16 protein-coding genes are annotated in these 14,720 nt (G+C 72.8%); 10 read left to right on the forward strand and 6 right to left on the reverse strand.

The window, feature by feature from the left end; translation table 11 throughout:
* Window positions 1-2: 2 nt before the first annotated feature.
* From AB0G32_RS29875 to AB0G32_RS29890, 4 genes are all read left to right on the forward strand, one after another.
* A complete protein-coding gene (locus tag AB0G32_RS29875) occupies window positions 3-524 on the forward strand; it encodes a cupin domain-containing protein (protein WP_361170045.1) in 522 nt (173 codons plus the stop codon).
* Between the two features lie 88 nt (window positions 525-612).
* A complete protein-coding gene (locus tag AB0G32_RS29880) occupies window positions 613-1,311 on the forward strand; it encodes a VanZ family protein (protein WP_361170048.1) in 699 nt (232 codons plus the stop codon).
* A 10-nt stretch (window positions 1,312-1,321) separates the two neighbouring features.
* The gene (locus AB0G32_RS29885) at window positions 1,322-1,996 is read left to right on the forward strand and encodes a response regulator transcription factor (protein ID WP_361170052.1); all 675 of its coding nucleotides are present in this window, start codon (window positions 1,322-1,324) and stop codon (window positions 1,994-1,996) included.
* Entirely contained in the window at window positions 1,989-3,068 is a 1,080-nt protein-coding gene (locus AB0G32_RS29890) for a HAMP domain-containing sensor histidine kinase (protein WP_361170055.1), read from the forward strand. Before AB0G32_RS29885 ends, AB0G32_RS29890 begins: the two co-directional genes overlap by 8 nt.
* Before the next feature lie 49 nt (window positions 3,069-3,117).
* Here the strand turns inward: AB0G32_RS29890 and AB0G32_RS29895 are convergent, their stop codons facing one another.
* Window positions 3,118-4,341: an acyl-CoA dehydrogenase family protein gene (locus tag AB0G32_RS29895; protein WP_361170058.1), complete on the reverse strand. Its 1,224-nt coding sequence runs from the start codon at window positions 4,339-4,341 to the stop codon at window positions 3,118-3,120.
* Window positions 4,342-4,510: 169 nt separating this feature from the next.
* Between AB0G32_RS29895 and AB0G32_RS29900 the strand changes: the two genes are divergently transcribed.
* Window positions 4,511-5,152 (forward strand): TetR family transcriptional regulator, encoded by a 642-nt coding sequence (locus tag AB0G32_RS29900; protein ID WP_361170061.1) that lies wholly within the window; start codon window positions 4,511-4,513, stop codon window positions 5,150-5,152.
* 96 nt (window positions 5,153-5,248) lie between these two features.
* Here the strand turns inward: AB0G32_RS29900 and def are convergent, their stop codons facing one another.
* Window positions 5,249-5,788: a peptide deformylase gene (def, locus tag AB0G32_RS29905; protein ID WP_361170064.1), complete on the reverse strand. Its 540-nt coding sequence runs from the start codon at window positions 5,786-5,788 to the stop codon at window positions 5,249-5,251.
* Window positions 5,789-5,939: 151 nt separating this feature from the next.
* On the opposite strand from def, the gene AB0G32_RS29910 reads away from it, so the two are divergent.
* The 5 genes from AB0G32_RS29910 to AB0G32_RS29930 all read left to right on the forward strand — a co-directional run bounded on the left by AB0G32_RS29910 (window position 5,940) and on the right by AB0G32_RS29930 (window position 10,592).
* A complete protein-coding gene (locus AB0G32_RS29910) occupies window positions 5,940-7,178 on the forward strand; it encodes a MurT ligase domain-containing protein (protein ID WP_361170067.1) in 1,239 nt (412 codons plus the stop codon).
* A gap of 26 nt (window positions 7,179-7,204) precedes the next feature.
* The gene (locus tag AB0G32_RS29915) at window positions 7,205-7,933 is read left to right on the forward strand and encodes a glutamine amidotransferase (protein WP_361170070.1); all 729 of its coding nucleotides are present in this window, start codon (window positions 7,205-7,207) and stop codon (window positions 7,931-7,933) included.
* A gap of 179 nt (window positions 7,934-8,112) precedes the next feature.
* Window positions 8,113-9,138 (forward strand): 6-phosphofructokinase, encoded by a 1,026-nt coding sequence (locus AB0G32_RS29920; RefSeq protein ID WP_361170073.1) that lies wholly within the window; start codon window positions 8,113-8,115, stop codon window positions 9,136-9,138.
* A gap of 148 nt (window positions 9,139-9,286) precedes the next feature.
* A complete protein-coding gene (locus tag AB0G32_RS29925) occupies window positions 9,287-10,240 on the forward strand; it encodes a cytochrome c oxidase assembly protein (protein WP_361170076.1) in 954 nt (317 codons plus the stop codon).
* A gap of 181 nt (window positions 10,241-10,421) precedes the next feature.
* Complete coding sequence (locus tag AB0G32_RS29930; RefSeq protein ID WP_361170079.1) at window positions 10,422-10,592, forward strand: hypothetical protein; 171 nt, start codon at window positions 10,422-10,424, stop codon at window positions 10,590-10,592.
* Window positions 10,593-10,595: 3 nt separating this feature from the next.
* Here the strand turns inward: AB0G32_RS29930 and AB0G32_RS29935 are convergent, their stop codons facing one another.
* From AB0G32_RS29935 to AB0G32_RS29950, 4 genes are read right to left on the reverse strand one after another with little or no spacing between them, the layout of a single operon-like run.
* On the reverse strand, window positions 10,596-11,801 hold the full coding sequence (locus AB0G32_RS29935; protein WP_361170082.1) for a histidine kinase: 1,206 nt from the start codon (window positions 11,799-11,801) through the stop codon (window positions 10,596-10,598).
* On the reverse strand, window positions 11,798-13,531 hold the full coding sequence (locus AB0G32_RS29940) for a cation acetate symporter (protein WP_361170085.1): 1,734 nt from the start codon (window positions 13,529-13,531) through the stop codon (window positions 11,798-11,800). Before AB0G32_RS29940 ends, AB0G32_RS29935 begins: the two co-directional genes overlap by 4 nt.
* 5 nt (window positions 13,532-13,536) lie before the next feature.
* Complete coding sequence (locus AB0G32_RS29945; protein WP_361170088.1) at window positions 13,537-13,899, reverse strand: hypothetical protein; 363 nt, start codon at window positions 13,897-13,899, stop codon at window positions 13,537-13,539.
* Window positions 13,900-13,902: 3 nt separating this feature from the next.
* Entirely contained in the window at window positions 13,903-14,652 is a 750-nt protein-coding gene (locus AB0G32_RS29950) for a DNA-binding response regulator (protein WP_361170091.1), read from the reverse strand.
* Window positions 14,653-14,720 lie beyond the last annotated feature (68 nt).

Here is a 14,720-nt window from a genome sequence, read left to right on the forward strand (position 1 = left end):
CGATGACGGCGACCGAGGGGCTGCTGGTGCCGCCGGGGCACGGCCGGGTGGTCGAGGCCCCGGCCCAGCACGTGACGTTCAAGGTGACGGGTTCGCATTCGCGTATGGCCTCCACCTTCGAGGTGATCGTGCCGCCGGGCTTCGACGTCGGCGCCCATGTGCACACCCGCAGCGAGGAGCTGTTCTACGTCCTCGAAGGCGAGCTGGACGTGCTCGCCTTCGAGCCGCGCGTCCGCACGCCCGACAACTGGCAGCGCTGGGAGTCCGGCAGGGGCAGCCGGGTGGTCCGCGCCACCCCGGGCACGGTCATCGTGGTGCCGCCCGGCTGTCCGCACGCGTTCGCCAATCCGACGGACACCCCGGCGAAGATGTTCTTCCAGGCCAGCCCGCCGCCGGATCACGAGCGGTACTTCGAGGAGCTGCTGGAGATCCTCCAGGACGGCGGCCCGCCGGACCACGCCGCCATCGAGGCGCTGCGGGCCAAGTACGACATCGAGCAGCTGACGCCGCTGCGGCACCGATGACGGGGTGAGCCCGTTCGCCCGGCGGGTGTCGCGGGCGTATGGAAAACCGGATACGCCGTGACAACGGCCGTCCGGCTCCCATGAGGGCATGGACAACGACACGTTTGTGCTGGCCCCGCGCCGCCGCCCGCGCGCGGCCGTGCCGCTCTGCCTGGCGGTGCTCGCCGTGGCGGGCGCCGCGTACGTGGTGCGGCGGCCGCTCAGGATGACCGCTCCGGCCTGCGCGGCCGGACGGTGGCACGGCTGCTTCGACACGTTCAACGGCGTGGTGCTGATGACGCTGGTCGCGCTGCCGCTCTCGGTGCTGGTGGTGTGGGCGCTGGCCCGCCGCCGCCGGGTCCGGGGCGTCCCCGCGGCCCGGCGGACGTCGCTGGCGGAGGTGGGCATGGTGCACGGGACGCTGCCGTTCCTGTGGATGACGATGATGCCGGGCGGCGCGGCCGGTACGGCCCCGGCCCGGGTGAGCCTGGTCCCGCTGCGGGACCTGGTCACGATGGGTCCGTACGGCATCGCCGGCAACCTGCTGGTCTTCGCGGCGCTGGGGTGCTTCGCGCCGCTGCGGTGGTCGGCGCTCGCGTCCGTGCCACGCGTGCTGGCCCTCGGAGCGGGCTGCTCGGTGCTGGTCGAGACCGTCCAGTACGTACTGCGTCTGGACCGGGTGTCCTCCGTGGACGACGTGCTGGTCAACGCGGCCGGCGCGGTGCTGGCCGGGCTGGCGTCGCGCCGCTGGTGGCGCACCGGATCGCCGGCGGCTTCGCATACACCGGCGATACGCGCGGCCGCCTAGGCTTTCTGACATGCGTGTACTGATCGTGGAGGACGAGCCCTATCTGGCCGAGGCCGTCCGGGACGGTCTGCGCCTGGAGGCGATCGCCGCCGACATCGCCGGTGACGGGAACACCGCCCTGGAGCTGCTCGGTGTCAACTCCTACGACCTGGCGGTCCTCGACCGCGACATCCCCGGCCCGTCCGGCGACGAGGTCGCCCGGCGCATCGTCGCCGCCGGCAGTGGCATCCCGATCCTCATGCTGACCGCCGCCGACCGGATCGACGACAAGGCGTCCGGGTTCGGGCTCGGCGCCGACGACTACCTCACCAAACCGTTCGAGCTGCGGGAGCTGGTGCTGCGGCTGCGGGCGCTGGACCGCAGACGCGCGCATGCCCGGCCGCCGGCCTTGGAGATCGCCGGGCTCAGGGTCGACCCGTTCCGCCGGGAGGTGTTCCGCGACGGCCGCTATGTCGCGCTGACCCGCAAGCAGTTCGCCGTGCTCGAGGTGCTGGTCGCCGCCGAGGGCGGGGTGATCGGCGCGGAGGAGCTGCTGGAACGGGCCTGGGACGAGAACGCCGACCCGCTCACCAACGCCGTCCGCATCACCGTGTCCGCGCTGCGCAAACGGCTCGGCGAGCCGTGGGTCATCGCCACGGTGCCGGGGGTCGGCTACCGGATCGACACCGGCGGCGGGCGTGGCTAGACGCCCCGGAAGCGCCCGGCTGAAGCTGACCCTCAGCTATGCCGGGTTCCTGCTGGTGGCCGGCGCGCTGCTGCTGGCCGTGGTGTGGCTGTACCTGCTGCGCTATGTGCCCGACAACTCCCGCGGCCTGCTGGGGGTCTCGCCCAACCGCTATCTGCTCGTCCATGCCTTCGCGCCCGCCGCAGCCGTGGCGATGGCCGGTCTGCTGCTGTTCGGCCTGGTCGGCGGCTGGCTGCTCGCCGGCCGGATGCTCGCGCCGCTCACCCGGATCACGGACGCGGCCCGGCTGGCCGGGAGCGGGGCGCTGTCCCACCGGATCCGCATGACGGGCCGCCGGGACGAGTTCCGGGAACTCTCCGACGCCTTCGACTCGATGCTCGAACAGCTGGAGTCGCACGTCGCCGAGCAGCGCAGGTTCGCCGCCAACGCCTCGCACGAACTGCGCACCCCGCTGGCGATCTCACGGACGCTGCTGGACGTCGCCCGCAAGGACCCGGCCCGGGACCGGCAGGACCTCGTCGAACGCCTGCACGTCGTCAACACGCGGGCCATCGGCCTCACCGAGGCCCTGCTGCTGCTCAGCCGCGGCGACGGCGGGACCTTCACCCGGGAGCGCGTCGACCTCTCCCTGCTCGCCGAGGAAGCCGCCGAGACGCTGCTGCCGCTCGCCGAACAGCGCCGGGTCACCCTCGACGTCACCGGCGCGGCGGCCCGGGCCGACGGCTCGGCGGAGCTGTTGCTGCGGATGGTCACGAACCTGGTCCAGAACGCCGTCGTGCACAACCTGCCCGAAGGGGGCGGCACGGTCGCGGTCCGCACCGGGGCGGACGGCGGCACCAGCGTGCTGCGGGTCGAGAACACCGGTCCCCGGCTGGCGCCGGACCTGATCCCGACCCTCACCGAACCCTTCCGGCGCGGCACGGACCGGGTACGCGCCGACGAACACGCCGGCGTGGGCCTCGGCCTCGCCATCGTGCACAGCGTGGTCCGCGCCCACGCCGGCACCCTCGGCCTGGCCGCCCGCCCGGCCGGCGGGCTCCTCGTCACGGTCCGGCTGCCCGGGGTGCCGTAGGCGGCGTCCGGCGCCCCGGCCGTGCGCAGGCGGCGTCGTCCGCCGGGCGCTACCGGATCGGCATCCCCGACAGCGTCCGCGCGATCACCAGTCGCTGGATCTCGCTGGTGCCCTCGAAGATCGTGTAGATCGCGGAGTCGCGGTGCATGCGCTCCACCGGGTACTCGCGGGTGTAGCCGTTGCCGCCCAGGATCTGCACCGCCTGCGCGGTCACCTTCTTGGCGGTCTCGCTCGCGAACAGCTTGGACATCGAGCCCTCGGCCGCCGTGAACGGCTTGCCGTTGACGGCCATCCAGGACGCCCGCCACACCAGCAGCCGGGCCGCGTCGATGGAGGTGCGCATGTCGGCGAGCTGGAAGGCGACGCCCTGGTTGTCGATGATCGGGCGGCCGAACTGCTCGCGGGTCCGGGCGTAGTCGAGGGCGACCTCGTAGGCGGCGCGGGCGGTGCCGACCGCCATCGCGCCGACGGCCGGGCGGGACGCCTCGAAGGTGGCCATCGCGGCGTTCTTCACGCGCTCGCCCTTCTTGGCCTTCTCCCGGGCCCGGGCCAGCCGCGCGTCCAGCTTCTCCTTGCCGCCCAGCAGGCAGGAGCCGGGGACCCGCACGCCGTCCAGGACGACCTCGGCGGTGTGCGAGGCGCGGATGCCGTGCTTCTTGAACTTCTGGCCCTGGGACAGACCGGGCGTGCCGGGCGGGACGATGAAGGAGGCGTGGCCCTTGGAGCCCAGTTCCGGGTCGACGACGGCGACCACCACGTGCACGTTGGCGATGCCGCCGTTGGTCGCCCAGGTCTTGGTGCCGGTGAGCACCCACTCGTCCTTGGCCTCGTCGTAGACCGCGCGGGTGCGCATCGAGGACACGTCGGAGCCGGCGTCCGGTTCGGAGGAGCAGAAGGCGGCGACCTTCACGTCGTTGACGTCGCCGTACATCTGCGGGATCCAGGTGCCGATCTGCTCCTCGGTGCCGTTGGCGAGGACGCCGACGGCGGCCAGGCCGGTGCCGACGATCGACAGGGCGATGCCCGCGTCGCCCCAGAACAGCTCCTCCATCGTCATCGGGATGCCGAGGCCGGTGGCGTCGAAGTACTGCTGGGCGTAGAAGTCGAGGGAGTAGATGCCGACCTTGGCGGCCTCCTGGATGACCGGCCAGGGAGTCTCCTCACGCTCGTCCCATTCGGCGGCGGCGGGACGGATCACGTCGGCGGCGAAGCCGTGCAGCCAGTCCCGCACCTCCTTCTGTTCGTCGTTGAGCTCCATGGTGAACTCGGCCATGACCCCTCCAGTGACGCACCCGGATGTTACTAACGGTAACACCAAGTATGTTACCCATGAGTAGGAAAAGTCAACTCCCCGCCCCCGTCGGCAGCCCGTTCGATCATCGAAGGGCGGTGAGTGCTACTTTGCGCAGGCGTCACCGAATCGGCACAGGTGGGGAGAGCACATGGAGACCAGGCAGCGGACCGATCAGCAGCGGTCCGCCGACCGGCGACGGCGCGAGCTGCTGGAGGCCGCCGACCGGGTGGTGCTGCGCGACGGGCCGCATGCCTCGATGAACGCCATCGCCGCCGAGGCGGGCATCACCAAGCCGATCCTCTACCGGCACTTCGGCGACAAGGGCGGCCTGTACGCCGCCCTCGCCCAGCGCCACACCGACGCCCTGCTCGCCTCGCTGCGGGCCGCCCTGGACGCCCCGGCGGAGCGGCGGGCCCGCGTCGAGGCCACCCTGGACACCTACCTGGCGGCCATCGAGGCCCGTCCGCAGGTCTACCGCTTCCTGATGCACCCGGCGGACAGCCCGCAGGGCGAGGGCGGCTTCGACGTCGGCAAGCACTCGGCGCCGCTGCTGCGCCGCATGGGCGAGGAACTGGCCCAGGTGATCGAGGAACGCCTCGACCTGGGACCGGGCAGCCAGCAACTGGCCCGGGTGTGGGGACACGGGATCGTCGGGATGATGCACGCCGCCGGCGACTGGTGGCTCGGCGAACGCCCCTGCTCCCGCCAGGAGTTGGTGAGCAGCCTGGCCGACCTGCTGTGGGGCCGGCTGGCGGCGGCGGACGACCGGACCGGCGGCCCCGGCTTCTGACCGCCCCGGGTTTCCGACCGCCCCGGTAAATCGACCGCCCCGGGTTTCCGACCGCCCCCGTAATCGACCGCCCCGGGTTTTCGACCGCTTCGGCCGCTAACCGCTCCAGGCGGCCCTGGCGGCCTGCCGTTCCAGCCGGCGGCGCCGCCACCCCGTGAGGTGGTCGACGTACAGACCGCCGCGCAGGTGGTCGCACTCGTGCTGGAGGCAGCGGGCGAAGAACCCGGTGCCGTGCACGGTGACCGGCTCCCCGGCCGCCGTGAAACCCTCGACCACGGCGTGGTCGTGGCGCTCGGTCCCGGCCTCCAGGCCCGGCAGCGACAGACAGCCCTCCGGCCCGCGCAGCACCACCCCGTCGGCCGCCACCAGCCGGGGGTTGACCACATGGCCCAGGTGCCGGACCTCCTCGTCGTCCGGGCAGTCGTACACGAAGACGCTGAGCGGCTCGCCGATCTGGTTGGCGGCCAGGCCCACGCCGCGGGCGGCGTACATGGTGGCGAACAAATCCTCCACGAGCCCCGCCAGTTCGGGGCCGAAGTCGGTGACCTCGCGGCACGGCTCGCGCAGTACCGTGTCTCCGAGCAGGGTCAGGGGCCGGACGCGCCCGCGGGCGCCCGGGATCGGGCCGTGTCGCATGGCCGCAAGGGTACGGGCCCCGAACACCCCCGCCGCGCGGGCCGCGGTTCGGGAGTGCGAACGGATCTCGATAGGCTGAGGTCCACACCACGTGGCCGTCAGGCTTCCCAGGCTTCAGGCGCGGCGCGTACGCAAGGAGGATCGAGAACTGATGGCAGGCAACTCGGACCCGCTCACGCCGCGGGCCAAGCTGGCCGTGACCGCCGGCAAGGCGGTGGCGGCGGCGTCCCGCGCCGCGGGTCGCGGCAGCGGTTCGGTGATCGGCGGCAAGGTCGCGCTCCGGCTCGACCCCGACCTCCTCGCCCGGCTCGCCCAGCACCTGGACGTGACCCTGGTCTCGGCGACCAACGGCAAGACCACCACCACCCGGCTGATCGCCGAGGCGCTCAAGGCGGCCGGCCCGGTCGTCTCGAACGCGCTCGGCGCCAACATGCCGGCCGGCATCACCTCCGCGCTGGCAGGCGGCTCGGACGCCCGGTACGGCGTCATCGAGGTCGACGAGAAGTACCTGGCCGGCGTCGCCCGGGACACCGACCCGAAGTGCATCGCCCTGCTCAACCTCTCCCGCGACCAGCTCGACCGCGCCGCCGAGACCCGGATGCTCGCCGAGGCGTGGCGGGAGGGCCTGGCCGGCTCCAAGTCGGTGGTCGTCGCCAACTGCGACGACCCGCTGGTGGTCTGGGCCGCCTCCTCCTCGCCCAACGTGGTCTGGGTGGCCGCCGGGCAGATGTGGAAGGACGACGCCTGGTCCTGCCCGTCCTGCGGCGGGGTGATGCAGCGCCCCGGCGACGACTGGTTCTGCGGCGAGTGCGGCTTCCGCCGGCCCACCCCCAGCTGGGCGCTCTCCGGCGACCACGTCATCGACCCGCACGGCTCGGCCTGGCCGATCCACCTCCAGCTGCCCGGCCGCGCCAACAAGGCCAACGCCGCCTCCTCCGCCGCCGTCGCCGCCGTCTTCGGGGTGCCGCCGCAGGTCGCCCTGGAGCGGATGTACCAGGTGCAGGCGGTCGCCGGCCGCTACGACGTGGTCCAGTTCCAGGGCCGCGACCTGCGGCTGCTGCTGGCCAAGAACCCGGCCGGCTGGCTGGAGACCTTCTCCCTGATCGACCCGCCGCCGACCCCGGTGATCCTCTCGGTCAACGCGCGCGGCGCCGACGGCACCGACACCTCCTGGCTGTGGGACGTCGACTACACGCGGCTGACCGGCCACCCGATCTGCGTGATCGGCGACCGCAAGCTGGACCTCGCGGTCCGCCTGGAGGTGGCCAACCAGCAGTTCCAGGTGTGCGAGAACCTCGACCAGGCGGTGCAGCAGTGCCCGCCCGGCCGGATCGAGGTCATCGCCAACTACACCGCGTTCCAGGACCTGCGCCGCCGCGTCGGCAACTGACCACGACACCTGTAGGGGACTTGAGAGTGAGCGACAACCAGCTGCGGGTCGTGTGGATCTACCCCGACCTGCTCAGCACCTACGGCGACCAGGGCAACGTGCTCGTCGTGGAGCGCCGGGCGCGGCAGCGCGGCCTGGACGTGGCCCGGGTCGACGTGCGCAGCGACCAGCCGATCCCGACCTCCGGCGACATCTACCTGATCGGCGGCGGCGAGGACCGGCCGCAGCGGCTCGCGGCCGAGCGGCTGCGCCGGGACGGCGGGCTGCACCGGGCGGTGGAGAACGGCGCGATCGTCTTCTCGGTCTGCGCCGGCTACCAGATCCTCGGCCACGAGTTCGTCAACGACCTCGGTCAGCGCGAGCCCGGCCTCGGTCTGCTCGACGTGGTCTCGGTGCGCGGCGAGGGCGCCCGGTGCGTCGGCGACGTGCTCGGCGACATCGACCCGCGGCTCGGCCTGCCCCCGCTGACCGGCTTCGAGAACCACCAGGGCGTCACCCACCTGGGCCCCACTGCCCGCCCGCTCGCCCGGGTCCGCTTCGGCAACGGCAACGGCACCGGGGACGGCACGGAGGGCGCGTACAACGACACGGTCTTCGGTACGTACATGCACGGCCCGGTGCTGGCCCGCAACCCGCTCATCGCGGACCTGCTGCTGAAGCTGGCGCTGGACGTGAACGCGCTGCCGCCGACCGACGACCGCTGGTACGAGGCACTGCGCGACGAGCGCATCGCGGCCGCGCAGCAGCCCGCCTGACGGGCGGTCCGAACGGGCCTCGCGGGGCCCGTCTGATGGGCCATACGCACAGGTGAGCGGGCTCGTCCAGCAGGCGGACGCCTGGTGCGGGCCCGCCCCCCGATGCCGCTAGGGTGGCGGGGATCGAGCCGGACAGGGCGGTCCGGTCCCGTGTCCCCATCGAGAAGGTATTTCGGGCTATGCGCATTGGTGTCCTCACCTCCGGCGGCGACTGCCCCGGCCTGAACGCCGTCATCCGGTCCGTCGTGCACCGTGCCGTCGCCGACCACGGCGACGAGGTCATCGGTTTCCGGGACGGCTGGAAGGGCCTCCTGGAGTGCGACTACCTCAAACTCGACCTGGACGCCGTGGGCGGCATCCTGGCCCGCGGCGGCACCATCCTCGGCTCCTCCCGGGTCCGTCCCGAGCAGCTGCGGGACGGCGTGGAGCGGGCCCGCGGCCATGTCCAGGAGCTGGGTCTGGACGCGATCATCCCGATCGGCGGCGAGGGCACGCTCAAGGCGGCCCGGCTGCTGTCCGACGGCGGGCTGCCGATAGTCGGCGTGCCCAAGACCATCGACAACGACATCGCTGTCACGGATGTGACCTTCGGCTTCGACACCGCCGTGACGGTCGCGACGGAGGCCCTCGACCGGCTGAAGACCACCGCCGAGTCGCACCAGCGGGTACTGATCGTCGAGGTCATGGGCCGGCACACCGGCTGGATCGCGCTGCACTCCGGGATGGCGGCCGGCGCGCACGCCGTCGTCGTCCCGGAACGGCCCTTCGACATCGAGGAGCTGGCCGCGAAGGTCGGCGAGCGGTTCTCGGCGGGCAAGCGGTTCGCGATCGTGGTCGCGGCGGAGGGGGCGAAGCCGAGGCCGGGGACGATGTCCTTCGACGAGGGCGGCAAGGACGTCTACGGGCACGAGCGGTTCGCGGGGATCGCCCGGCAGCTCTCGATCGAGCTGGAGGAACGGCTCGGCAAGGAGGCCCGGCCGGTGATCCTCGGGCATGTGCAGCGGGGCGGGACACCGACGGCGTACGACCGGGTGCTGGCCACGCGGTTCGGGTGGCACGCGGTGGAAGCGGCGCATCGCGGGGAGTTCGGGATGATGACCGCGCTGCGGGGGACGGAGATCGAGATGGTCTCCCTGGCGGAGGCCGTGGAGACGCTGAAGACGGTGCCGGTGGACCGGTACGCGGAAGCGGAGTGTGTGCTTTAGGCGGTGCGGCGGGCACGGGTTCGTCGTGGTTGTCCGCGCCCCTTGTGGAGTGTGCTGTTCCGCCCCCGGTGACATCAGTCTCCGGGGGCGGTTCTAGTCTTGGGGGCGGACAGACAGCGTTCAACCAGCACGAAATGGGAGCCGGCGGATGGATCACAGCGGGCACGGCATGACCATGGATCTGCCGCCGTTCACGCTGGGGCGGGGGTTCGGGTGGTCCCTGGATCCCTTCTTTCTGGTCGCCTGCCTGCTGGCGCTCGCGCTGTACGGGTGGGGGCTGGTGCGGCTGACCCGGCGGGGGGACGCCTGGTCCGTGGGGCGGACCGTCGCCTTCGTCGCGGGCGTGCTGAGCATCGCGCTGATGATGTGCACCAGGCTGAACGACTACGGCATGGTCATGTTCAGCGTGCACATGGTGCAGCACATGGTCATCAGCATGGTGTCGCCGATCCTCATCCTGCTCGGCGCCCCGGTCACGCTCGCGCTGCGGGCGCTGCCGCCGGCCGCCGTGCGGGGCAGCAAGGGGCCCCGGGAACTGCTGCTGATGCTGCTGCACAGCCGCTACCTGCGGGTGATCACCCACCCCGTGTTCACCATCCCGCTGTTCATCGCCAGCCTGTACGCGCTGTACTTCACCCCGCTGTTCGACTTCCTGATGGGCTCCAGGGTCGGGCACATCGCGATGATGGTGCACTTCCTCGCCGTCGGCGTGGTCTTCTTCTGGCCGATCATGGGCGTGGACCCGGGTCCGCACCGGCCGGGCTACCTGATGCGGATGCTGGAGCTGTTCGCGGGCATGCCGTTCCACGCGTTCTTCGGCATCGCGCTGATGATGGCGTCCTCGCCGATGGTCTCGACGTTCGAGAACCCGCCCGCCTCGCTCGGCATCGACGCGCTCTCCGACCAGAACGCGGCCGGCGGGATCGCCTGGGCGTTCAGCGAGGTGCCGTCCGTGCTGGTGCTGATCGCGCTGCTGTTCCAGTGGTACGCGTCGGACCAGCGGCAGGCCAAGCGCTCCGACCGGGCCGCCGACCGGGACGGCGACAAGGAACTCGAGGCGTACAACGCCTATCTGGCCTCGCTGAACACCCAGGGCAACTGAGCGGTCACGCCGTCCGGCGGCAAGGAGCGGGCGCTCGGGTTCACCCGGCCGGCCGAGGCGCGGGGCGCCGGAAATCCGGTACGCGTCCGGTACACATCTCGTACACATCTCGTCGTCCGCACCGCACCGCGGCGGAACGGGGGCACCATGGAGGGGAACGAACCATGAGGAGGGTGTCGCGATGCCCGGTTCCACGGACGGTTCCACGAAGACGATGGGGGCGCTGACCATCGGCGGCCTGGTGGCGGTGACGGCCTACACGGTGGCGCTCGGCAGCAACGGCTGGCTGTGGTTCGGCTGGGTCGTGCTGGGGCTGCTCACCCTGGGGATGGTGGCCACCCGCAGTACCTAGCGCTCAGGTGCGGCGCGGCCGGGCGGCCGAGTGGACGCCCGGCTGGTACTTCGGCAGCCGGACGGTGATCTTCATGCCCGCGCCGACGGCGGTCTCGATGACCAGTGCGTGCTCCTCCCCGTACACCTGGCGGAGCCGGTCGTCGACGTTGGACAGGCCGATGCCGCCGGACGGGCTGACCTCGCGGGCGAGGATGGCGCGGAGCAGGGCGGGGTCCATGCCGGCGCCGTCGTCCTCGATGACGACGAGTGCCTCGGCGCCCGCGTCCTGCGCGGTGATCTGGATCCGGCAGGTGCCGGACTTGCCCTCCAGGCCGTGTTTGACGGCGTTCTCCACCAGCGGCTGGAGGCAGAGGAAGGGCAGCGCGACCGGCAGTACCTCGGGGGCGATCTGGAGGGTGACGGCGAGCCGGTCGCCGAAGCGGGCCCGGACCAGCGCCAGATAGTGGTCGATGGCGTGCAGCTCGTCGGCGAGGGTGGTGAAGTCGCCGTGCCGGCGGAACGAGTAGCGGGTGAAGTCGGCGAACTCCAGCAGCAGTTCGCGGGCGCGCTCGGGGTCGGTGCGGACGAAGGACGCGATCACCGCGAGCGAGTTGAAGATGAAGTGCGGGGAGATCTGTGCCCGCAGCGCCTTGATCTCGGCCTCGATGAGCCGGGTGCGGGAGCGGTCGAGGTCGGCGAGTTCCAGTTGTACGGAGATCCAGCGGGCGACCTCGCCGGCCGCCCGGACCAGGACGGCGGACTCGCGGGGCGCGCAGGCCACCAGCGTGCCGTGCACCCGGTCGTCGACGGTGAGCGGGGTGACCACGGCCCAGCGCACCGCGCAGTCGGGGGTGGCGCAGCTGAGCGGGAACGCCTCGCCGCGGCCGGTCTGGAGCGGGCCGGCCAGCAGCTCCATGATCTCGGTGCGGTGGTGGGCGCCGGCGCCGTCCCAGACCAGGACCTGTTCGGTGTCGGTCAGGCAGAGCGCGTCGGTGCCGAGCAGGGTGCGCAGTTTGCGGGCGGACTTGCGGGCGGTCTCCTCGGTCAGGCCCGCCCGGAGCGGGGGTGCGGCCAGGGAGGCGGTGTGCAGGGTCTGGAAGGTGGCGTGCTCGACGGGGGTGCCCAGGTCGCCGAGGCTCTCGGGGCGGGCGGTGCGCCGGCCCAGCCAGAAGCCGGCCGCGAGCAGCGGGAGCACGGCGACGCACAGGCCGGCCAGGAATCCGCTCATGACGCCGCCGCCTCCCGGTTCAGGTCCTGGGTGTGCAGTTCCTCCGGCAGGTGGAAGCGGGCCAGCACCGCCGCCGTGCCGGCCGGCACCCGGCCCGGGGTGGCCAGCGAGACCAGGACCATGGTGAGGAAGCCGAGCGGCACCGACCAGAGCGCGGGCCAGGCCAGCAGCGCGTGCAGCGCGCCGGGGCCGGGGAAGCCGGCCATCGTCGCGGCCACGGCGAGCAGCGCGGAGCCGCCGCCGACCAGCATCCCGGCCGCCGCGCCGGGCGGGGTCAGCCGCCGCCACCAGATGCCGAGGACGAGCAGCGGGCAGAACGACGAGGCGGAGACGGCGAAGGCGAGGCCGACCGCGTCGGCCACCGGCAGCCCGCCCACCAGGACGCTGGCCGCGAGCGGCACGGCCATGGCGAGGAGGGTGCCGAGCCGGAAGTGGCGTACCCCGCGGGTGGGCAGGACGTCCTGGGTGAGGACGCCGGCGACGGCCATGGTCAGGCCGGAGGCGGTGGACAGGAACGCGGCGAAGGCGCCGCCCGCGACCAGCGCGCCGAGCAGGTCGCCGCCGACTCCCCCGATCATGCGGTCGGGCAGCAGGAGTACGGCGGCGTCGGCGTCGCCGGTGAGGGTGAGTTCGGGGGCGTAGAGGCGGCCGAGGGCGCCGTAGACGGGCGGCAGCAGGTAGAAGGCGCCGATCAGGCCGAGGACGGCGACGGTGGTGCGGCGGGCGGCGACGCCGTGCGGGCTGGTGTAGAAGCGGACCACGACGTGCGGCAGGCCCATGGTGCCGAGGAAGGTGGCGAGGATCAGGCCGTAGGTGGCGTACAGCGGGCGTTCGGTGCGGCTCTCGGCGCGGGACGGGGACAGCGCGTCGTCGGCACCGCGGGCGGTCGCGGCGGGGACCGGGGTGTGCGGGGCGAAGGTGAGGCGGGTGCCGGCGTCGACGCGGTGGGTGCCGGCCGGCAGGGTGAGCCGGGTGCCGGCGTGGCGGCGGCCGTCCACGGTGCCGTCGGCCGAGACGGTGAGCGGGGCGTCGAGCTTCAGGGTGAGGGTGTCCTGGACGCGGACGGTGCGCTGTTCGCGGAAGGCGGCGGGTTCGTCGAAGGCGCGGCTGGGAGCGCCGTCGGCCTGCCAGGCCAGGAGCAGGAAGAGGGCGGGGACCAGCAGGGCGGTCAGTTTGAGCCAGTACTGGAACGCCTGGACGAAGGTGATGCTGCGCATGCCGCCGGCCGCGACGGTGGCGGTGACGACGACGGCGACGATGACCCCGCCGAGCCAGTCGGGGGCGTCGGTCAGCACGGTCAGGGTCAGCCCGGCGCCCTGGAGCTGGGGCAGCAGGTAGAGCCAGCCGACGCCGACCACGAAGGCGCCCGCGAGCCGCCGGACCGCCTGGGAGGCGAGCCGGGCCTCGGCGAAGTCGGGCAGCGTGTAGGCGCCGGAGCGGCGCAGCGGGGCGGCGACGAAGAGCAGCAGCACCAGGTAGCCGGCGGTGTAGCCGACCGGGTACCAGAGCATGTCGGGGCCCTGCACCAGGACCAGCCCGGCGATGCCGAGGAAGGACGCGGCGGAGAGGTACTCGCCGCTGATGGCGGCGGCGTTGAGGCGGGGGCCCACCGTGCGGGAGGCGACGTAGAAGTCGGAGGTGGTGCGGGAGATGCGCAGGCCGAAGGCGCCGACCAGGACGGTGGCGACGACGACGAGGGCGACGGCGGGGACGGCGTAGCTCGACTGCACGGCGCCTAGCGGTCCTCGACCAGGCGGACGAAGTCGCGTTCGTTGCGTTCGGCGCGGCGCACGTACCAGCGGGCCAGCAGGACCAGCGGGGCGTACAGGGCGAAGCCGAGGACCGCCCACTCCAGCCGGCGGGCGCCCGGCAGCGCGGCGAACAGCAGCGGGAGCGGGCCGACCAGCAGCACGAGGACGGCGAAGACGGTGAGGGCGGCGCGCAGTTGGGTGCGCATCAGGGAGCGGACGTAGGTGTGGCCGAGGGTGGTCTGCTCGTCGATCTCGGTGCGCGGGCGGTAGTAGTAGCCCGGGGGCCGTCCGGTGCGGCGGGGCGGGCCGGTGACGACGACGCGGCGCTCGGCGGGGTCCTGGGGCACGGTTCAGGTCCTCCTCATCAGCAGGTCGCGCAGTTCCCGGGCGTGGCGGCGGCTGACCTGGAGCTCCTCGCCGCCGACCAGGACGCTGACCGTGCCGGCGTCCAGCCTCAGTTCGCCGATGTGGCGCAGCGCGACGAGGTGGCGGCGGTGGATGCGGACGAAGCCGCGGGAGCGCCAGCGGTCCTCCAGGGTGGACAGCGGGATGCGCACCAGGTGGCTGCCCTGGCCGGTGTGCAGGCGGGCGTAGTCGCCGCGGGCCTCGACATGGGTGATGTCGTCGACGGCGACGAAGCGGGTGACGCCGCCGAGTTCGACGGTGATGTGGCCGGGGTCGGGTTCGTGGACCGGGATGCGCGGCAGGGTGCCGCGCAGGTCGGCGGCGCGGCGGACGGCCTCGGCCAGGCGTTCGCGGCGGACGGGTTTGAGGACGTAGTCGACGGCCTTGAGGTCGAACGCCTGCACGGCGAAGTCCTCGTGCGCGGTGACGAACACGACCAGCGGGGGCCGGGCGAAGCCGGTGAGCAGCCGGGCCAGGTCCAGGCCGTCCAGGCCGGGCATCTGGATGTCGAGGAAGACGACGTCGAGGGCGTCCGGCCCGTCGGGGCCCGACTCCAGGGCGCGGTTGACGCGGCGCAGCGCCTCGGTGGCGTCGCCGGCGCCCTGGACGGTCGCGATCCGCGGGTCGGCGCCCAGCAGGTACACCAGCTCTTCCAGCGAGGGCCGTTCGTCGTCGACGGCGAGGGCGCGCAGCATGGACGTGGAGTCTAGGGGCGATCCGTACCGGTGAACACGGGCCCGACGTGGACGTATGCGATGGATAC

Origin of the sequence: Streptomyces sp. NPDC023723, assembly GCF_040639815.1 — a bacterium.
GTDB lineage: Bacteria > Actinomycetota > Actinomycetes > Streptomycetales > Streptomycetaceae > Streptomyces.